This is a genomic window from Cellulomonas fulva, from assembly GCF_018531375.1.
GTDB lineage: Bacteria > Actinomycetota > Actinomycetes > Actinomycetales > Cellulomonadaceae > Cellulomonas > Cellulomonas fulva.
This window is the reverse complement of record NZ_JAHBOH010000002.1, coordinates 385,592-404,667: the sequence shown is the minus strand read 5'-3', so window position 1 is coordinate 404,667 and position 19,076 is coordinate 385,592. Positions and strand designations below refer to the sequence as shown.

Genomic DNA, 19,076 nt, shown 5'->3' with positions numbered 1-19,076 from the left:
GCGTGCAGCGGCTCACCGCCAACGGGCCGCGCGTGCCGTGCCAGGACCCGGCGTGAGGCGCGCTCAGTCGCTATCGCAGCCGTCTCAATTGGGACCTGGGACCGGCCAAACGAGCGACTCGACACCGCGTAGTCCGAACTGGTTGACGACGTCTTCTGTCAGTTGCCGGCTGACGTGACGCCTGTCGACGACCGCTGCTGGGTCGATGAGGTCGGCCTCTGCTGGAAGCACCCGCTTCAGTCCGATGGTCCAGTCCGCAACCTCGTAGCCGAGGTCGAGCCCGCCGATGACCCGGCGGGTCACTGCGCGTGTGAGCTTGGCGGCGGGGGTGACACGCGAACGACTCTCCAGCGAGAGTGCAATAGCGCCACCGAGGCCTAGCGACTCCGCCCACGCGGTCGCAAGCGATGCCAGCGCCACGGATGCCGTCTCGACGAGTTGGGACGGCAGCAGCGAGTCATCTCGGTAGACCGCTTCGAGCTGCCTCGGCGCGCGCACGGGCAACGCCAGGCTCGTGGAGCCATCGTCGTGGAACTCTGCGTAGATCTCGTAGACGAGTCCAGTGAGGCGGGTCTGGTCGCTGTCGCGTCGGAGAACCCACCGTCGAAGCCCCTTGCGGGGATTCACGGCCGCGTCACCGAAGGTGACCAGGGTGCGTGCGATGCGTGCGAGCGCCTGGCCCGGACCGCTCTGCACATCGACGCCCTCCCAGAGCGTCTCCTCCTCAATCGCCGCGGCACGCGCTACGGCTGCGGTAACGGCGTCTCTGTCGGGCGACGAGAGTGACAACCCTGCGGGTGACCGTGGTCTGGACACGCCGACCAGCCATGGATGCTCGCCCGCCAGCCGCTCAGCGGTCGACTCGAACAGCCGCTCAAGCCGGGCGTGTTCGTCCTGACGGCGCGCAAACCGGTCTGCGTAGGCGCGCTCAATCTGACGCTCCAGCATCGCGTCCGTGTGCGAACCGTTCCTCCACGGTGCAATGGTCGACTCACGACGCTCAACGAAGTGCGGCGCATCGGGCGACCGCGGGATGTACACGACCACGACGCCGTATCCAGGTCGCGAATCGCAGGGCAGCTGAGCGACCTCAACTCCTTGTACGACTGGCCGAACCCGAGACACGTTCACTGCCCGAACCTGCTGCTCGGCTTGCTCCCCGAGCGCGACCGGGCTGAGTTCGAGGGCTTTCTCCGCTCCCTTGCCCTTCTCTGCAACACCGATGACAAGGACGCCGCCTGCGGTGTTCGCCATCGCAGCGATGTCCTTGGCGAGTTCGGCTCTCGCCGCCTCGTCGGAGCGTTGGTCCGACTTCCAGTCGAGGTCGTCCGCCTCGCTGACGTTGGCGGCAACGGCGCGGGCCACGAGTTCATAGGTCAGCGGACCGCGGGGGGCGCCCAGGGCTTCGTGGATTCGCGACCAGGATGTCGGCACGCGTCGAGTCTGTCAGCCCAGTACACAACTCGGGTGACTATCCGATGCCGACCCACTCCCCTCTCGTGTCACGCAAGCCGGGGTGCACTGGTTGGGGCCACGCGCCCGGCCGCACGTGCCCCGGTCGGCCCTACCTCCACTTCCTCATGTACTTCGATACCGACTCGATACCGACTGGCTATCGAACAGGTGCTGCGATGCAGGTCAGCGCACTTAACACCCCAGTCTTCCAAACTGGCTACGCGGGTTCGATTCCCGTCGTCCGCTCCCCTGTCTCGGATCTCCCGCTCGGCCGCTCCGTGGCCGTCGCCCGCCGCAGCCGGTGTGGGACGGTGTGCCGATGACGACCTTTCGCACCGTCCTGATCCGGTCCGGCGCCAACAACGTCGGCATCGATGTCCCGGAGGACCTGGTGCTCGCGCTCGGTGCGGGGAGGCGGCCGCCCGTCCTCGTGACCCTCAACGGCCACACCTACCGGTCGACCGTCGCACCGATGGGTGGCCGGTACCTCGTCCCCGTCTCCGCCCAGGTCCGCGCGGAGGCGGGCGTCGCGGGCGGCGAGGAGCACGAGGTGACGATCGTGCTCGACGACCAGCCGCGCACCGTCGACGTGCCGGACGACCTCGCCGCCGCGCTCGCCGCGGCGGGCGTGCGCGACGCCTTCGACGCGCTTGCGCCGTCGCGGCGCAAGGAGCACGTGCGCGGTGTCGTCGAGGCGAAGCAGGAGGCGACGCGAGCGCGACGCGTCGCCGCGGTCGTCGCGTCGCTCACCTGAGCGCCCTCCCTTGCTGGGCGCGCCCGCGACCGGGACCGCGACGAACCCCGTCGCCTCGCCGTGTCGGTGGTGCTGGCTAGCGTCGGGACGTCGGTGCGCGCCGCGCACCGACTCCGCTGCGGACGCCGAGGGGGTCGCTCGTGAAGGTCGGGATCGTGGGGACGTTCGGCGCGGCGGGCGAGGTCGTGGACCTCGCCGTCGCGGCCGAGGAGCACGGGTGGGACGGGTTCTTCACCTGGGACGCCGTCGACCTGCGGATGGAGGACGCGGTCTGGGACCCCTGGTCGATCCTCGCCGCGGCGGCCGTGCGGACCCGGCGCATCACGCTGGGCGCGCTGGTGTTCGCGCTGCCGCGGCGGCGGCCGTGGGTCGTGGCGCGGCAGGCCGTGACGGTCGACCACCTCTCCGGCGGGCGGCTCGTCATCCCGGCGGGCCTGGGCGTGCCGACCGACCACGGGTTCGTCGGCGTCTCGGGCGAGCTCGTCGGGACGCGTGAGCGTGCGGAGCTGCTCGACGACCATCTCGCGATCCTCGACCGGGCGTTCAGCGGCGAGGTGTTCGCCTACGCGGGCACGCACCACACGGTGACCGACCTGCAGATCCGCCCGCGGCCCGTCCAGCGACCGCGCGTGCCGCTGTGGGTCGTCGGCGCGTTCCCGAGCGAGCGGTCGATGGGCCGCGCGGTGCGCTACGACGGGGTCGTCCCCCAGCTGCGCGGGGACCGCGCGATGGACCACCTGGGGCCCGACGAGGTGGCGGAGGTCGCCGCGTGGGTGGCCGAGCACCGGCCGGCGGACGCGGGCCCGTTCGACATCGTGCTGCAGGGCCGTCTGCCCGACGACGCGGCGGAGGCGCGGGACCACCTCGCAGCGCTCGCCGAGGCCGGCGCCACCTGGTTCATCGACTCCCGCTGGGAGGGACCGGAGGCGACGATCGAGGCGGTGTCCGCCCGGATCCGCGCGGGAGCGCCCGCGCGCTGAGTGCAGCCACGCCGCGGGATGCGGCCGGCCGTGCGCATCCTGCGGCAGGCCGGGCCCCCGTGCGCCACTGCGCTCGGCCACCGCTCTCCCGACGGGTCAGCCCCAGGTGGAGACCTGGCGCTGGACGGCCTCGCGGGCGCGGTGGAGCTGCTCCGCGACGAGCCGGCGCTCGGCCCAGAGCACCTCGCGGGCGCGCAGTGCCCCCTCGATCCGCGCGAGCTCGTCGTCGTCGACGGCCAGGCCGTAGGCGGTCGGGACCATCCGTGCGAGATCGGCGCGGTAGTCGTGCCCGCGCGCGACGAAGGTGCCCGGGACGGTGCTCATCGCGTTGGTGACGTCGACGAGCGTGAGCACGAACGACACGAGCGGGTACCAGTGCGCCAGCCGGGAGACGCCCGGCGGTCGGGTCGCGACCGGCCCCAGCCAGCCCGGCTGCTGGATCGCGAGCGCGCCGTCGAACCGCGTGATCGGGTCCTCGTGGTGCGAGAGCAGGAAGTAGCGCTGGCTCTCGCGCACGTCCTCGTCCTGCGCCGCCCACTCGGCCCACGAGCCGACCTCGACCGCCTGCGCCCCGGGATCGTCCCGCTCCGGGTCGAGCCGCCACTGCTTGGCCCACGAGCTCCCCGCCGGCGTGCCGAGGAACAGCGCACGCTCCATGTCGACGCGGTGCAGGCCGCGCACCCCCTCGTGCAGGAACGCGTCCTGCAGCGTGTGGGCGCCCAGCGACTCGCCGAACCCGACCAGGCGCGGCCGGGACTCCTCCGGGATGCTGCGCAGGCGCCAGGTGAGGGCGTGGAACAGCGCGCGGTTCTGCTCGCGCCCCATCGCGACGCGGTCGAGCGAGAGGAACGAGGGGCGCAGCGAGTACTGCAGGGCGACCGTCGCGCAGTCGCCGCGCGTCAGGTACTCGAGCGTCTCGATCGCCACGTAGTTCACGTACCCGCTGCCGGTGGGCGACGCCACGCAGATCACGCTGCGCTCGAACGCGCCCAGCCGCTCGAGGTCGCGCATCACGAGGTCGACCCGGGCGTCCACGGTCGGGGCGCTCGCCAGGCCGACGAAGGCGCGCACCGGCTCGACCACCTGCGCCTCGTCCGCGCCCGTGACGTCCGTGATCTCGCGCGGCGTGAGCGCCATGTTGACGAACCGCACGCCCTCGCGCCCCATCGTCGACCACGGCACGAGCGACGCCGGCCCGCCGCTCACGCTCGTGGACTCGGGCGCGCTGGTGTACGCGGCGTCGATCGCCGCGCCGCCCGCGTCCGCGGTCCGCAGCGCGTACTCGACGGCGCCCGCGAGCCCCGCCGCGGTCGCGCCGAGGGCCACCGTGTGCCCGACGGCACCCGCGAGCCGGCCCGAGCCCGGGGCCACCCGACGCACGCCGGCGCTCACCGTCCGGGCGAACAGCCCCTCGAGCGCGGCGAACGACTGCAGCCCGACGTTGACCGCCGCGCCCAGCACCAGCGAGCGGGTGACGGGCGGAAGCGGCAGGGCCGTCGAGGCGTCGGCGGTCCCGATCGACGCGCCGGTGACGGGGTCCACCGCCGGCGCCAGACGAGCGCGCTCGTCAGGGTCGTCCGTGCGGTACTGCCGGATCTGCCAGGCCGCGAGCGCCGTGCCGACCGCCAGGCCGGCGCCGCCGGACGCCGCCCGCAGCCACCGGTGCCGGTCACCGAGCGCCGCGTCGGCCGCGGCGAGCGCCGACACCGCCACGCCGGACAGGCCCACCCGGAACGTCCGACGACCCACGGTGCGCACCATCGCGCGGCGCACGCGCTCCCCGTGGCGCGGCGACGCCAGGCGCTCGGCGGCCGCGCCCGCCGTCGCCAGCACCAGGCCCGCGCCCGCCTGCACGGCCAGCCGGCGCGCGGCGGCCGCCGTCGTCCCGTCGTCGTCGACCAGGTGCCGGGCGACCGCCACCGAGACGGACTGCGACGTGACCACCAGGCCGTACTCCGTGGCGGCCACCACGCCCGTGGCGACCGCCTGGTCCGCGCCGTCGCGCGCGAGCAGCCCCGGCATGAAGGTCATGCCGGTCGACAGCGCCGAGACGAGCGCCGCCGTCTGCTCCGCGGGGTCGACGCCCGCCACGAGCCGTGCGGCCTTCCGAGCTGCTCCCGCGACGTCCATGGCGCGATCCTCTCGTCCCCCGCGGCCGGACGTCCATGCCTGTCCGGCGGTGGTTGTCACCGCCACCTGGCACCCTGGCCGCGAGCGCCTCCAGGGCGCCGGGAGGAGGCGGACGTGATCGAGACCGTGGCGGTCGAGGGCTACCGCTCGTTGCGTGGGCTCGTGCTGCCGCTGGGCGGGCTCACGGTGGTGACCGGGGCCAACGGCACGGGCAAGTCCGGGGTGTACCGGGCGCTGCGGCTGCTCGCCGAGTGCGCGCTCGGCGGCGCCGTCGGGGCGGTCGCCCGGGAGGGCGGCCTGCGCTCGACGCTGTGGGCCGGGCCCGAGCGCGGCACGCGCCGCCGCGGTGGCGACGCGCAGGGCACCGTGCGCTCGGGGCCGGTCGCGCTCCGGCTCGGCTTCGCGAGCCGTGAGGACCTGGGGTACGCGGTCGACCTCGGTCTGCCGCAGGACGGCGGCTCTCCGTTCATGCTCGACCCGGAGGTCAAGGTCGAGTCGATCTGGAGCGGGCCGTTCCCCCGCCCCGCGACCACGCTCGTCGAGCGGCGCGGTCCGGCGGTCCGGGTCCGGGACGACGAGGGTGCTTGGCAGCCCGTCGGCGGCCGGCTGCGGCCGTTCGACTCGATGCTCTCGGAGGTCGTCGACCCCACCGGAGCGCCCGAGGTCGTGGCCGTGCGCGAGCGCCTGCGGGGCTGGCGGTTCTACGACCACCTGCGCACCGACGCCGACGCCCCCGCGCGCCGCGTCCGCGTGGGCACCCGCACCACCGCCCTCGCCCACGACGGCGGCGACCTGGCGGCGGCGATCGAGACCGCGCGCGAGCTGGGGCGCGGCCAGGAGCTCGACGACGCGGTGGCCGAGGCCTTCCCCGGTGCCCGGGTGGTGGTGCGCGCCGACGACGGCCGGTTCGCGCTGCAGCTCGAGCGCCGGTCGCTGCTGCGTCCGCTCGACGCGGCGGAGCTGTCCGACGGCACGCTGCGCTACCTGCTGTGGGTCGCGGCGCTGCTGACCCCGCGCCCGCCCGAGCTGATGGTGCTCAACGAGCCCGAGACGAGCCTGCACCCCGAGCTGCTGCCCGCGCTCGCGCGGCTGGTGCAGCGCGCGGCGCGCGACACCCAGGTCGTGGTCGTCACGCACTCGGACGCGCTCGCCGCCGCTCTGGTCGCGGGCCCGCAGACCGTGCCCGACACCCAGGAGGTGCGCCTGCTGCTCGAGCAGGGCGAGACCGTCGTGGACGGCCGCGACGGGCCGCTCGACCAGCCGGCGTGGCACTGGCCCTCGCGCTGACCCCGGTCCGCGTCCGGTCGCGCTTAGGCTGAGGGACACCGACCACGCCCCCGGAGCTGCCGACATGACCGCCGACACCTGGGCCGACGCCGGCCTGGTCCTCCTGTTCATCCTTCTCGGCGGCGTGTTCGCCGGGACCGAGCTCGCGCTCGTCTCGCTGCGCGAGTCCCAGCTCGGCCAGCTCGAGAAGCAGAGCCGACGTGGAGCGCGGGTGGCCGCCGTCGCCCGTGACCCCAACCGCTTCCTGGCGGCCGTGCAGATCGGCGTGACGGTGGCCGGGTTCTTCTCGGCGGCGTTCGGCGCGTCGACGCTCGCGCCGTCGCTGTCGCCCGCGCTCGAGTCCCTGGGGCTGTCGCCCGGGGCGGCGTCGGGCACCGCGCTCATCGTGCTGACGCTCGTCATCGCCTACCTCTCGCTCGTCCTGGGCGAGCTCGCCCCCAAGCGCATCGCCATGCAGCAGTCCGCCCGGGTGTCGCTGTGGGTGGGGCCGCCGCTCGACCGGTTCGCCGCGCTGATGACGCCGGTCGTGTGGCTGCTGTCCGTCTCGACCAACGGCGTCGTGCGGCTCCTGGGCTTCGACCCGCACGCGACCAGCGACCAGATGTCCGACGAGGAGCTGCGCGACCTGGTCCGCACCCACCCGGACCTGCCGGAGGACGAGCGGCGCCTGATCGACGACGTCTTCGCCGCCGGCGACCGCTCGCTCGTCGAGGCGATGCGTCCCCGCGCGGACGTGCAGTTCCTCGCGGCGGACGCGCCGATCGCCGAGGCCGCGCGCGTCGTCGGCGACCTGCCGTACTCCCGGTACCCCGTGACCGGGGAGGACTTCGACGACATCGTCGGGTTCGTGCACGTCCGCGACCTGCTGGCGCCCGTCGCGCGCGCCGTCCGCGACGCCGACGAGGACCCGGACACGCGGGGTGGGGAGGGCGTGGTCGAGGCGATCATCGAGGTGGCCGCGACGACCGTGCGCGACGTGACGCGGCCCGTGGTGTCGCTGCCCGGGACCAACGCGGTCCTGCCGACGCTGTCGATGATGCGCCGCACCGGGGCCCATCTCGCGGTCGTCGTCGACGAGTACGGCGGCACCGACGGGATCGTGACCCTCGAGGACCTGCTGGAGGAGCTCGTCGGCGACATCGTCGACGAGTACGACGTGGTGCCCGCGTCCCCTCCCGCGTCCCGGGACCAGGACTCCGAGGTGGACGCGCGGCTCACCCTCGAGGAGTTCGCGCAGCGCACGGGTGTCACGCTGCCGGACGGACCGTACGAGACGGTCGCGGGCTTCGTCCTCGCGCGGCTGGGCCACATCCCCGTGACGGGCGAGGCGGTCGACGTCGAGCCGGCCGACGGGGCGCACGACGGGTCGGTCCCGAGCGGGGCGCCGGTCGCGCGGATCGTCGTGCGGGACGTGGACCGGCGCCGCATCACCTCGGTGCGCGTGGAGCGCGACCCGGCCCCGGCCGACGACCCGCTCTGACGACCCGGTCCGACGACGGGGTCTGAGGTACCTCAGACCCCTCACCCTGACCCTCACCACCCCTCACCTCTGCCTCACGCGAGAACACTGGACGGTCTCCCGATCCACCCCGGCGCGCCTCACGACGAGAGTCGACGTGTCGGATCGAGACGGGTCGGCTCCAGGACGGGTCGGCACACTTCCGGAGGGGGAAGAGCCATGGTCGAGATCGTGGACTGGTCGGGGGCGGAGCTCGCGTACCGCCGCGAGCGCGTGGTCGAGGACCTGCGGGCGGAGCGGGGTCACGCGGACCGGGGGCGTCCGGCGCGGCGCCGCACGCGGGGCGAGACGTCCGCGCACCGGCGGACCCGTGCGCCGCGTGGGTGGTCGCTGCGAGGATCGGGGGCGTGGTCCGCGGCCCGATGAGCACACCCTTCGTCGCCCGCTCGCACCAGGTGGACGTCCTGCGGGACGCGCTGGTCCGGGCGGGCGCCGGCGCGCCCGGCGTCGTCCTCGTCGCCGGTGACGCCGGCGTGGGCAAGTCCGCCCTGGTGCGGGAGGTCGCGCGCCGCGCCGCGGACGGCGGGGCGGCCGTCGTCGTCGCGCACTGCGTCGACCTGGGCGAGATCGGCCTGCCGTACCTCCCCTTCGCCGAGGCGGTCGCCCGCCTGCGGGAGGAGTGCCCGGAGACGGTCGCGCGCGTCGCGGCCGACCGCCCCGCGCTGGGCCGGCTCCTGGGCCGCGGCGACCTGGGGGACGACGCGGACCGCCTCCAGCTCTTCGACGCGCTGGCCGAGCTGTTCGCCGCCGTCGCGAGCGCCGACCGACCGCTGCTGCTCGTCGTCGAGGACGCGCACTGGGCCGACGCCTCGAGCCGGGACGTGCTGCGGTTCCTCGTCAGCCGGCTGCACGACGAGCACGTGCTGCTCGTCGTGTCCTACCGCACGGACGACCTGCACCGCCGTCACCCCTGGCGGCCCGTGGCGCTCGAGCTCGCCCGGCACCCGCGCGTGCAGCGCCTCGAGCTGCCTCCGTTCACCCCCGCCGAGGTGCGGGAGTTCGCGACCGCGCTCACCGGACGGGCGCCCGCCGCGCGGACGGTGCGTCGCGTCGCGGAGCGGTCGGGCGGCAACGCGTACTTCGCGCAGGAGCTCCTGGAGCAGCCCGACGACGAGCTGCCGGGCTCGCTCGCCGACGTCCTGCGAGCCCGCGTCGAACAGCTCGACCCAGCGGTCCAGCAGCTCGTGCGGGTCGCGTCGGTCGCGGGTCGCCGGGTCGACGAGCCGCTGCTGCGGGCGGCCGCCGGCGCGCTCGACGCCGGCCTGACGGCGGGGTTCGACGCCGCGCTGCGGGAGGCGGTCGGTCACCACGTGCTGGCGGTCGAGGACGGGCACCTGGCCTTCCGGCACGCGCTGCTGGCCGAGGCGGTGGCCGCCGACCTGCTGCCCGGGGAGACGACCGCGGTGCACCGCGCCTACGTGACCGCGCTGCGCGCCGAGCCGGCGCTGGGGAGCGCGGCCGAGCTCGCCACGCACGCGATGCAGGCGCACGACCTGCCCACGGCGCTCGGCGCGTCGCTCGCGGCGGGGCGGGCGGCGCACACGCTCCTGGCGCCCGAGGAGGAGCTGCGCCATCTCGAGGTGGCGCTCCGGCTGTGGGACGCGGTGCCCGCCGCGCCGGAGGAGTCCGGGGAGCGGCGCGACGCCGTGCTGGCCCGCGCGGCGTCGGCCGCCGCCGCGACCGCACGGCGGGACCGCGCGGTGCAGCTCGCGCGCTCGGCCGTCGAGGAGGCGACCGACGCCGACCGCCCGCGCCGCCGGACCGCGCTGGCCCGCCACCTGCAGGCCGTCGAGCGCGTGGCGGACGCGCTCGAGCAGTCGGGCCTCGCCCTCGCCGACCTGCCCACGGCGCCCAGCGCCGAGCGGGCCTGGGCGCTCGCGACGCACGCGCGCTCGCTGGTCTACCTCGACCGTACCCTCGAGGCCTTCGCGACCACGCAGGAGGCCCTCGCGGTCGCGCGCGGCATCGGCGCGCTCGACGCGGAGTCGGACGCGCTGACGACGCTCGCGGTGATGGTCGCCGACGACGACGCCGACCAGGCCGAGCAGATGCTGCACCAGGCGCTCGAGCGTGCCCGCTCGGTCGGCGACGTCGTGACCCAGCTCCGGATCCTGACCAACATGGCGGCCAACCGGTACGACGTCGGCGACCTCGAGGGCACCGGGCGCCTCGCCGCTGACGGGGTCGGCCTCGCCGCGGCGGCGGGGCTGGCCAACACCGAGCACGGCCTCGAGCTCGCCGGCTACGCCGCACTGGTCGCCTACCAGCGCGGCGACCTGTCCCCCGTGCCGGCGCCCGCCCGCGGGCCCGACGAGGACGGCGGACTGCTCGACGTGGCCGTGTTCTACAGCGCTGCCGCGCGGGGCGACGAGGACCTGCTCGACCGGGCCCGGGCGCTCGAGCCGCAGTGGGAGCGCGACGGCCTGATCGCGCTCGTGACCGGCGGGTGCGCCGCGGACGTGCTGACCCGCCAGGGCGCCACGGACGAGGCCGTCGCGCTCGTGTCACGCGTGGTGACCCTGTTGAGCGAGGCGTGGAACCCGCAGTTCTTCGGTGGGCTGTGGCTCTCCGCGCTCGCTCTCGCCGCCCTGGCCGACGCCGCCGAGGACGACCGCCTGCACGGCCGCGACCCCGCACCGCGCGTCGAGCAGGGCGAGCCGTTCCGCGAGCGGGTCGAGTCCACCGCGGCGCGGCCGCTGCCCCCCGGCCGACGCGTCGGCCCCGAAGGGCTGGCGTGGGTCGCCCGGGCGCGCGCCGAGCACGCGCGCCTGCGCGGGGCGCACGACGAGGCGGTCGAGCTGTGGCGCGCCTCCGTCGAGGCCTTCGGGTACGGCAACCGGTACGAGCAGACGCGCAGCCGCTCGCGCTGGGCCCAGGCCCTGCTCGAGGCCGGCGACCGCACCGAGGCCGCGCGTCAGGCGACGACGGCGCTCCAGGACGCCCGCGCGATGGCCGCGGTGCCGCTCGCCGAGGAGCTCGAGGCGCTCGCGCGCCGCGGTCGGCTCGCCGTCCCGGGCACCGCGTCGGAACGCGCGGGGGCCGACGTGCTCACCGCGCGCGAGTCGGAGGTGCTCGCGCTCGTCGCGCAGGGTCTCTCGAACAACCAGATCGGCGCGCGGCTCTTCATCTCCGGCAAGACCGTCTCGGTGCACATCTCGAACGTGCTCGCCAAGCTCGGGGCGTCGGGGCGCGCCGAGGCGGTCTCGATCGCCCACCGCCGGGGCCTGCTCGACGTGGCCGCGGCGCCGGGCTGAGCCGACGATGCTCGTCCCGCGGCATCGCCGAGATCGCGCAGAGATCGCCGAGCACCGCGCCCGGGGTCGTGCTGCGCCTCGTCGTGCGTGCTCGTCGTGCGACGCGCACGCACGCCCCTGCGTGGTCGGGGTGGTCGGATTCGAACCGGCGACCTTCCGCTCCCAAAGCGGACGCGCTACCAACCTGCGCCACACCCCGCCGCACGGCACCGAGGCCGTGCGCGGGTTCAGGCTAGTGGACGGCCCGCGCCCGGTCCCGCGGCACGGCCCGATGTGGTGGGATGACGCCCGTGACGACGTTCCTGCAGCGTGGCGACCGCGTCCTCTTCCAGGGCGACTCCATCACCGACTGGGGCCGCGACCGCGACGACCCCATGAGCCTGGGCCACGGCTGGGTCGCGATCGCCGCGGCCCTCGCGGGTGCCCGCCGGCCCGAGCTCGGGCTCGAGTTCCTCAACCGCGGCGTCGGGGGCGACACCGCGGCGATGGTGCGGGACCGCTGGGAGCGCGACGCGCTGGAGCTCCGGCCGACGGTGATCTCGCTGCTCGTGGGGATCAACGACACGTGGCGCCGGTACGACGCGGGCACCGCCACCAGCACGGACGAGTACGAGGAGCACTACCGCGCGCTCCTGGACCCCGCGCGCGAGCGCCTCGCGGCGCGGTTCGTCCTGGTGGAGCCGTTCCTCCTCCCGCTGACCCCCGACCAGCCCGCGTGGCGTGAGGACCTGGACCCGCGGATCGCAGTGGTCCGGCGCCTGGCGACCGAGTACGACGCGCTGCTGCTGCGCGCGGACGACCTCTTCGCCGAGGCCGCCGAGGCCGCGGGGGCGGAGCACTGGACCTTCGACGGCGTGCACCTGTCCGTCGCGGGCAACGGGCTGCTCGCCGAGGCCTGGCTCGACGCGGTGGGCATCCCGGCGTGACCTGTCCGGCGTGATCTGTCCGGCGTGACCTGTCCTGCGTGACCTGTCCGGCCGGAACTGTCCGGCCGGCACCTGTTCGGCTCGATCTCGCTGGTCCTGGTTGCGCACGGCCCGTCCGACGAGCCTGCGCGCGGCCTGTCGGTGGCGTGCGGCAGGCTCCGAGGGTGCTCGTCCTGCTCGCGCGACCCGCGTCACCCGCCGGCGCGCCTCGCGCCGCGCCTCCCGACGCACCTGCCGACGCACCTGGTCCCGCGGGGTCCGTCGGTCCGGTGGTCAGCGTGCGGAGCGTGCCCGACGCCGTCGTCGGGCATGAGCGCGCCGTCCGCTGGGTGTGGGCGGACACCGCGAGCTGGTACCCGCGCCTGCTGCAGGACGGCACCCGCGTCGAGCGCTGCCTGGACCTGCGCCTCACCCACCGCATCCTGCGGACCTCGGCCGCGACCGCGGGCTCCGCGCTCGCCCGCGACGTGCCCGGCCCGTTCGACCTCGCGGCCGCGGCAGCCGTGCCCGGTCCCGTGCGCCCCGACGGTCGCCAGGACACCCTCTTCGACGCCGACGAGCCCGACGAGCACGGCGCCGCGGGCGGGTCCGACGACGCGGCCCCGGGCGTCGACGCGTGCGAGCGGGAGCTCGCCGCCCAGGACGCGGCGGTCACCGGCTCGACCGCGCCGCACCGGTTGCGGCTCCTGCTCGTCGGCGAGTCGGCCGGGGCGCTCGCGGCCGCGGAGATGCAGCACACCGGGCTGCCCTGGGACGTCGCGACGCACGACGCGGTGCTGACCGACCTGCTGGGGCCGCGACCGCCGCGCGGCGAGCGGCCCGCGCTCATGGCGGACCTCGCGGCCCGCCTCCGGACCGCGCTCGACGCGCCGCTGCTCAACCCCGACTCGCTGCCCGACGTGCTGCGCGCGCTGCGCCGCCAGGGGCTCCCCGTCACCTCGACCAGGTCCTGGGAGCTGCGGGAGGTCGACCACCCCGCCATCGCGCCGCTGCTCGCCTACAAGAAGCTGTCCCGCCTGCACAGCGCGAACGGCTGGACCTGGCTCGACCAGTGGGTGCCCGACGGCCGGTTCCGGCCCGAGTACGTCGTCGGCGGCGTGGTCACCGGTCGGTGGGGCTCGAGCGGCGGCGGTGCGCAGCAGATCCCGCGCCTGCTGCGGTCCGCCGTGCGGGCGGACCCCGGGTGGCGCCTGGTCGTCGCCGACGCTGCCCAGCTGGAGCCGCGCGTGCTCGCGGGGCTCGCGCACGACGAGCGGATGGCCGCCGCCGGGGCGGGCAAGGACCTGTACGCGGGCATCGTCGAGTCCGGCGTGGTGCCCGAGCGCGCGCTCGCGAAGGTCGGGATGCTCGGTGCGCTGTACGGCGGCACGACGGGCGCGAGCGCGAGCGTCCTCCCCCGGCTCCTCCAGGCGTACCCCCGAGCGACCGGGCTGGTCGAGGAGGCCGCCCGCGCGGGCGAGCGCGGTGAGGTGGTCTCGACGCTGCTCGGCCGCAGCTCGCCGCGTCCCGACGCCGCCTGGGCGCAGGCGCAGGCGGACGCGCTCGACCCCGAGGCGAACGAGGGCGCCCAGTCCCGCGCCCGGGCACGGACGCGCGCGTGGGGCCGGTTCACCCGCAACTTCGTCGTCCAGGGCACCGCCGCCGAGTGGGCGCTGTGCTGGATCGCCGAGCTGCGCCGCAGCCTGTGGGCGATGGGCGTCGACGACGATGCGCCGGGCCTGGTGCGACCGCCGTTCCAGGGCCGCCCGCACCTCGTGTACTTCCTGCACGACGAGCTCGTCGTGCACTGCCCCGCCCGGCACGCCGGGGCCGTGGCGGACGCGGTCGTCGACGCCGCGACGACCGCCGGGCGCCGCCTCTTCGGCGACTTCCCGATCGAGTTCCCGCTCTCGGTGGGCACCGCCGCGACGTACGACGCAGCCAAGGAGTCGGCCGAGCTGCGTCAGGGCCCGGCGGGCAGGGTGTGACGCGCGAGACGGTCCGGTTCCTCCCGGAACGTCGGAAATGACGGCGACCGGTGTGGGTGGCGGCACCTAGGGTCGAGAGGTCGCCGGGCCTCCGCGCCCGCTCGCGCGGCGCTCGGCGCCGCGCTCTCGCACCAGCACACTCACCACGCATGCCACAAGGGGATACCTCCGCTATGAAGTCGTCCGTCATCCGTTCCGTCGTCGCCCTCGTCGCGGTGGCCGCCCTCGCGGCCGGCTGCTCCGACGACTCGTCCGACGAGTCGTCCGACGCGACCACGGGCACCAGCGCCACGGCTTCGGCCACCGACATGGCCGACGCCGACGCCACGCCGCAGGACACCGCCTCCCCCACGGAGGTCGAGGTCCTCGACATCACGTACGTGCAGCTGCAGACCGCCATCGACACCCTCGGCCTGCGCGGCCTCGAGGCCAAGGCCGTGGACGCCGACGGCAACGAGGTCACGCCCGACGAGGACACCACCTGGCTCGTCGTCGACCAGGACCCGATCGAGGGCGTCGTGCCCGTCGGGACCGTCGTGACCCTCACCGTGAAGAAGCAGGGCAGCTGACCTCGTCCCGCCTCCGACGACGCCCGCCCGGCCACGGCTCCCGCCGCGGCCCGGCGGGCGTCGTGCGTCACGGCCCGGGAGACCGTCCGAGGCGCGGGAACCTTTGCGCTCGGGTTCCCGTTGACGCTAGCGTCACCACGTTCGCGGCCGGCACCGGCCGCCCCGGGAGGAGAACGATGAGCGAGCGGACGTCCGTCCCCGCCTCCTTCCCGCGCGCCCTCGTGGCGCCCTGTTGTCGCTGTCGGTAGAGCGCTGGCTCCCGCGCGCGACGACACCACCCCTGGGTGAGGATCGTCCCTGTGCACCAGCGCTCGCCCCGGCGGCCGGCTCTGCACGGACAGCAGGCACGGACAGCAGGCACGGACCGCAGGCACAGACCGCAGGAACGGCCCTGCGGAGACCCCGTCCTCAGCACGACGACACCCCCACCGCCGACCACCCGCGTCGGCTCGACCGAAGAGGAACCATGGCACGCATCTACGACGACGCGACCGCGCTCATCGGCAACACGCCGCTGGTCCGCATCAACAAGATCACCGACGGCGCCCCCGCCACGGTCGTCGGCAAGCTCGAGTTCTACAACCCCGCCAACTCGGTCAAGGACCGCATCGGCGTCGCGATCATCGACGCGGCCGAGGAGTCCGGGGACCTCAAGCCCGGCGGCACGATCGTCGAGGCGACGTCGGGCAACACCGGCATCGCGCTCGCGTTCGTCGGCGCCGCGCGCGGCTACAAGGTCGTGCTGACCATGCCCGAGTCGATGTCCAAGGAGCGGCGTGCGCTGCTGCGGGCGTTCGGCGCCGAGCTCATCCTCACCCCCGCGGGCGAGGGCATGAAGGGTGCCGTCAACCGCGCCAACGAGGTCGCCGCCGAGCGTGAGGGCGCGATCCTGGCCCGCCAGTTCGCCAACGAGGCCAACCCGGCGATCCACCGCCGCACGACGGCCGAGGAGATCTGGGCGGACACCGACGGCAAGATCGACATCCTCGTCGCGGGCATCGGCACGGGCGGCACCATCACGGGCGTCGGCCAGGTGCTCAAGGAGCGCAAGCCCGACGTCAAGATCGTCGCGGTCGAGCCGGCCGAGTCCCCGATCCTCAACGGCGGCCAGCCCGGCCCGCACAAGATCCAGGGTCTCGGGGCCAACTTCGTCCCCGAGATCCTCGACACCACGGTGTACGACGAGGTCATCGACGTGGACGCCGAGACGGCCGTGACGTACGCGCGCCGCGCCGCCGCCGAGGAGGGCCTGCTCGTCGGGATCTCCTCCGGCGCCGCGCTGTACGCAGCCAAGCAGCTCGCCGAGCGCCCCGAGAACGCGGGCAAGCTGATCGTCGCGGTCATCCCGTCCTTCGGCGAGCGCTACCTGTCGACGGTGCTCTACGCCGACCTGCTCGACTGACCGGTCGCCGTCCCCCGGCCGCCACCGCGGCCGGGGGACGGCGCGCTCCGGCCCGTCCCCCCGCACCACCACCCGAGAGCCAGGTCCCATGCCCCCGCTGCGCCACTTCGCCGCCACCTTCCGCGAGGACCTCGAGGCCGCGCGCCGCCGCGACCCCGCGGCACGCTCGCTGCTCGAGGTCGCGCTCGCGTACCCCGGCGTGCACGCGGTGTGGACCTACCGGGTCGCCCACGCGATGTGGCGCGAGCCCGGGCTGCGCCTGCCCGCGCGCCTGCTCTCGCAGCTGGTCCGCGCGCTGACCGGCATCGAGATCCACCCCGGCGCACGTCTGGGGCGGCGTCTGTTCATCGACCACGGCATGGGCGTCGTGATCGGCGAGACGGCCGAGGTCGGCGACGACGTGGTGCTGTTCCACGGGTCGACGCTCGGCGGCAAGTCGATGCGCCACGGGAAGCGCCACCCCACGCTCGGCGACCACGTCGTGGTCGGTGCGGGCGCCAAGATCCTCGGTCCGGTGTGGATCGGCGACGGTGTGCAGGTGGGCGCCAACGCGGTGGTCATCCACGACGTGCCCGCCGGTGCGATCGCGGTCGGCGTGCCCGCCCAGATCCGCCGGCGCAGCGTCGCCGCTCCCTTCGACGCCGAGGTCGACGACCCCGCGATCTACATCTGAGGCGATCGACGTCTGAGGCGATCTACGTCTGAGGCGGCCTCGGGCCGCGGCGGCTCACGGCTGAGGCGGCGCGTCGCCCGGCGCCGACCGCGCCTCGACGCGCACCCGTCCCGCCTCGACGACGAGAACCGTGTCCTCGTCGGGCGGCGGAGCGCCATCCGGCAGGAACGCGCCGACCAGCTCGGTACCGCCGACCAGCTCGGGGCCGAGCCCGTGCAGGGCCCGCGGCACGAACGGCAGCGTCGGCAGGGCGCCGACCTCAGCGAGCGCGACCCACGCCAGGTCGTCGGACGTGCCGTCGACCTCCGGCCGCTGCGCTCCCCCGACGAGCTCGAGCGGGTAGCAGAGACGGACCGAGTGGACGACGACGCCCTTGCCCCGGACGTCCATGACGTCGGAGACGACGACGGGCGCGCCGACGACGCGCGCGGTGAGCCCGGTCTCCTCCGCGACCTCGCGGACGACGGCGCGCTCCGGGCTCTCCCCGAACTCGACCCCGCCGCCCGGCAGCCACCAGGTGCCCGGGACGTCGGAGCGGATGCTCGCGCGCACGAGCAGCACCTCGGGCCCCGCCGGGCCGGGCCGGGCCAGCACGCCGTACGCAGCAACCCGGACGACCCGCTGCGACCCCACGTGCCGAGTCTAGGCCGCACCCGCCGGGCCGTCGGGTACCGGCCGGTAACCTGACCGGGCCGCACCGACGCGGCGCGACACCACGGGAGGCATGGATGCGGCTGGGCTACTCGTTGGGGTACTGGTCCGCGGGGCCTCCGCCAGGCGCCCTCGAGACGGTGCTCGCCGCCGAGCGGCTTGGCTTCGACTCGGTGTGGACGTCCGAGGCGTACGGCTCGGACGCGTTCACCCCGCTCGCCTGGTGGGGCTCGCGCACGACGAGCGTGCGGCTGGGCACGGCGATCGCGCAGATCTCCGCGCGCACGCCCACCGCGACGGCGATGGCGGCGCTGACGCTCGACCACCTGTCCGGGGGCCGGTTCGTCCTGGGCCTGGGCGCGTCCGGGCCGCAGGTCGTCGAGGGCTGGTACGGCGCGCCCTACCCGCGGCCGCTGGCCCGCACGCGCGAGTTCGTCGCGGTGGTCCGCCAGGTGCTCGCCCGCGAGGCGCCCGTGACGTACGACGGCGCCTTCTACCGCCTCCCCCTGCCGTCCGACGAGGGCGCCGGGCTCGGCAAGGCGCTCAGGCCGACGGTGCACCCGCTGCGTGCGGACCTGCCGATCCACCTGGCCGCCGAGGGCCCGCGCAACGTCGCCCTCGCCGCGGAGGTCGCCGACGGCTGGCTGCCGATGTTCTACTCCCCGCGGATGGACGGCGAGTACCGCTCGCTGCTCGCCGAGGGCTTCGCGGCCCGCACCGACGGGCGCGGCACCGAGGGCTTCGAGGTCGTGTGCCCCGTGCCCGTGGTCCTCGGCGACAGCCAGGAGTCCGCCGCCGACCAGGTGCGCCCCTTCGTCGCGCTGTACGCCGGAGGCATGGGCGCCAAGGGCGCGAACTTCCACCGCAACGTGCTCGACCGGCTGGGGTACACGGAGGTGTGCGACGAGATCCAGGCGCACTACCTGGCCGGGGACAAGGAACGGGCCGCCGCCGCCGTGCCGCTCGAGCTCGTGCGGGACGTCGCGCTCGTCGGGACGCCCGACGACGTGCGGGCCCAGCTGCCCGCGTGGCGCGCGACCGCGATCACGACGCTCGTCGTGCAGGGCGACCCGCGGACCCTGCCCGCCGTGGCCGAGGTGCTGCGCGAGGACGGCTGAGCAGGGCAGGCTCCCGTCGTGGACGAGACGTACCTGGAGGCCGTGCTCGACCTGGTCGCGAGCATCCCCGCGGGCCGGGCGATGACGTACGGGACGGTGGCGGAGGTCGTCGCGGAGCGGTTCGTCGCGGCCGGCGAGCCCGCCCGCGGCGGTCCGCGGCAGGTGGGGCAGGTGATGGCGCGGGCCGGCTCGGGGGTGCCGTGGTGGCGCGTCGTCAACGCGTCGGGGGCGCCGCCCGCGCGGCACCTGGCGCGCGCGCTCGTCGAGCTGCGGGGCGAGGGCACGCCGCTGGTGCCCGACGGGACGCGGGTCGCGCTGCGCCGGGCGATCTGGTTCCCGGACGACGACGCCTGACCGCCGCCGTCGCCCAGAAAGCGCTGGGCAGCCCGGC

General features: G+C 75.3%; 15 protein-coding genes and 1 tRNA gene. 12 read left to right on the top strand and 4 right to left on the bottom strand.

Features of this window, described 5'->3' with window-relative positions; translation table 11 throughout:
* Window positions 1–84 precede the first annotated feature (84 nt).
* Entirely contained in the window at window positions 85–1,434 is a 1,350-nt protein-coding gene (locus tag KIN34_RS15395) for an AlbA family DNA-binding domain-containing protein (RefSeq protein ID WP_214352790.1), read from the bottom strand.
* A 340-nt stretch (window positions 1,435–1,774) separates the two neighbouring features.
* Between KIN34_RS15395 and KIN34_RS15390 the strand changes: the two genes are divergently transcribed.
* Window positions 1,775–2,209, top strand: a complete 435-nt coding sequence (locus tag KIN34_RS15390; RefSeq protein WP_214352789.1) for a YdeI/OmpD-associated family protein — start codon at window positions 1,775–1,777, stop codon at window positions 2,207–2,209.
* Between the two features lie 140 nt (window positions 2,210–2,349).
* The gene (locus KIN34_RS15385) at window positions 2,350–3,189 is read left to right on the top strand and encodes an LLM class flavin-dependent oxidoreductase (protein WP_214352787.1); all 840 of its coding nucleotides are present in this window, start codon (window positions 2,350–2,352) and stop codon (window positions 3,187–3,189) included.
* Window positions 3,190–3,285: 96 nt separating this feature from the next.
* Here the strand turns inward: KIN34_RS15385 and KIN34_RS15380 are convergent, their stop codons facing one another.
* Window positions 3,286–5,319: an alpha/beta-hydrolase family protein gene (locus KIN34_RS15380; protein WP_214352785.1), complete on the bottom strand. Its 2,034-nt coding sequence runs from the start codon at window positions 5,317–5,319 to the stop codon at window positions 3,286–3,288.
* Between the two features lie 114 nt (window positions 5,320–5,433).
* Between KIN34_RS15380 and KIN34_RS15375 the strand changes: the two genes are divergently transcribed.
* The 3 genes from KIN34_RS15375 (at window position 5,434) to KIN34_RS17220 (ending at window position 11,379) form a co-directional block, all read left to right on the top strand.
* The gene (locus tag KIN34_RS15375; RefSeq protein WP_214352783.1) at window positions 5,434–6,606 is read left to right on the top strand and encodes an AAA family ATPase; all 1,173 of its coding nucleotides are present in this window, start codon (window positions 5,434–5,436) and stop codon (window positions 6,604–6,606) included.
* A gap of 64 nt (window positions 6,607–6,670) precedes the next feature.
* Window positions 6,671–8,086 (top strand): hemolysin family protein, encoded by a 1,416-nt coding sequence (locus KIN34_RS15370; RefSeq protein WP_214352780.1) that lies wholly within the window; start codon window positions 6,671–6,673, stop codon window positions 8,084–8,086.
* A gap of 401 nt (window positions 8,087–8,487) precedes the next feature.
* Window positions 8,488–11,379 (top strand): helix-turn-helix transcriptional regulator, encoded by a 2,892-nt coding sequence (locus KIN34_RS17220; protein ID WP_214352778.1) that lies wholly within the window; start codon window positions 8,488–8,490, stop codon window positions 11,377–11,379.
* A gap of 122 nt (window positions 11,380–11,501) precedes the next feature.
* Here the strand turns inward: KIN34_RS17220 and KIN34_RS15360 are convergent.
* Window positions 11,502–11,578, bottom strand: a tRNA-Pro gene (locus KIN34_RS15360).
* Between the two features lie 82 nt (window positions 11,579–11,660).
* Between KIN34_RS15360 and KIN34_RS15355 the strand changes: the two genes are divergently transcribed.
* From KIN34_RS15355 to epsC, 5 genes are all read left to right on the top strand, one after another.
* Window positions 11,661–12,305, top strand: coding sequence for an SGNH/GDSL hydrolase family protein (locus KIN34_RS15355; protein WP_214352776.1), 645 nt, complete (start codon window positions 11,661–11,663; stop codon window positions 12,303–12,305).
* A 269-nt stretch (window positions 12,306–12,574) separates the two neighbouring features.
* A complete protein-coding gene (locus tag KIN34_RS15350; RefSeq protein ID WP_307858282.1) occupies window positions 12,575–14,272 on the top strand; it encodes a bifunctional 3'-5' exonuclease/DNA polymerase in 1,698 nt (565 codons plus the stop codon).
* A gap of 173 nt (window positions 14,273–14,445) precedes the next feature.
* Complete coding sequence (locus KIN34_RS15345; protein WP_214352774.1) at window positions 14,446–14,841, top strand: hypothetical protein; 396 nt, start codon at window positions 14,446–14,448, stop codon at window positions 14,839–14,841.
* A 466-nt stretch (window positions 14,842–15,307) separates the two neighbouring features.
* Window positions 15,308–16,243 carry a cysteine synthase A gene (gene cysK / locus KIN34_RS15340; RefSeq protein ID WP_214352772.1) on the top strand — a complete coding sequence of 312 codons (936 nt, stop codon included), beginning with the start codon at window positions 15,308–15,310 and terminating at the stop codon, window positions 16,241–16,243.
* Between the two features lie 88 nt (window positions 16,244–16,331).
* The gene (epsC, locus tag KIN34_RS15335) at window positions 16,332–16,916 is read left to right on the top strand and encodes a serine O-acetyltransferase EpsC (RefSeq protein ID WP_214352770.1); all 585 of its coding nucleotides are present in this window, start codon (window positions 16,332–16,334) and stop codon (window positions 16,914–16,916) included.
* Window positions 16,917–16,970: 54 nt separating this feature from the next.
* Here epsC and KIN34_RS15330 read toward each other — a convergent pair whose 3' ends face one another.
* Window positions 16,971–17,549: an NUDIX hydrolase gene (locus KIN34_RS15330; RefSeq protein WP_214352769.1), complete on the bottom strand. Its 579-nt coding sequence runs from the start codon at window positions 17,547–17,549 to the stop codon at window positions 16,971–16,973.
* 95 nt (window positions 17,550–17,644) lie between these two features.
* Between KIN34_RS15330 and KIN34_RS15325 the strand changes: the two genes are divergently transcribed.
* Window positions 17,645–18,685, top strand: a complete 1,041-nt coding sequence (locus KIN34_RS15325) for an LLM class F420-dependent oxidoreductase (RefSeq protein WP_214352766.1) — start codon at window positions 17,645–17,647, stop codon at window positions 18,683–18,685.
* An 18-nt stretch (window positions 18,686–18,703) separates the two neighbouring features.
* Window positions 18,704–19,039 carry an MGMT family protein gene (locus KIN34_RS15320; RefSeq protein WP_214352764.1) on the top strand — a complete coding sequence of 112 codons (336 nt, stop codon included), beginning with the start codon at window positions 18,704–18,706 and terminating at the stop codon, window positions 19,037–19,039.
* Window positions 19,040–19,076: the final 37 nt, after the last annotated feature.

Excerpts from the sequence above, each read along its gene's own strand:
- KIN34_RS15355 (WP_214352776.1), top strand. The coding sequence starts at position 11,661 with ATGACGCCCGTGACGACGTTCCTGCAGCGTGGCGACCGCGTCCTCTTC.
- KIN34_RS15370 (WP_214352780.1), top strand. The coding sequence starts at position 6,671 with ATGACCGCCGACACCTGGGCCGACGCCGGCCTGGTCCTCCTGTTCATC.
- KIN34_RS15380 (WP_214352785.1), bottom strand. The coding sequence starts at position 5,319 with ATGGACGTCGCGGGAGCAGCTCGGAAGGCCGCACGGCTCGTGGCGGGC.
- KIN34_RS15390 (WP_214352789.1), top strand. The coding sequence starts at position 1,775 with ATGACGACCTTTCGCACCGTCCTGATCCGGTCCGGCGCCAACAACGTC.
- cysK (WP_214352772.1), top strand. The coding sequence starts at position 15,308 with ATGGCACGCATCTACGACGACGCGACCGCGCTCATCGGCAACACGCCG.
- epsC (WP_214352770.1), top strand. The coding sequence starts at position 16,332 with ATGCCCCCGCTGCGCCACTTCGCCGCCACCTTCCGCGAGGACCTCGAG.
- KIN34_RS15325 (WP_214352766.1), top strand. The coding sequence starts at position 17,645 with ATGCGGCTGGGCTACTCGTTGGGGTACTGGTCCGCGGGGCCTCCGCCA.
- KIN34_RS17220 (WP_214352778.1), top strand. The coding sequence starts at position 8,488 with ATGAGCACACCCTTCGTCGCCCGCTCGCACCAGGTGGACGTCCTGCGG.
- KIN34_RS15345 (WP_214352774.1), top strand. The coding sequence starts at position 14,446 with ATGAAGTCGTCCGTCATCCGTTCCGTCGTCGCCCTCGTCGCGGTGGCC.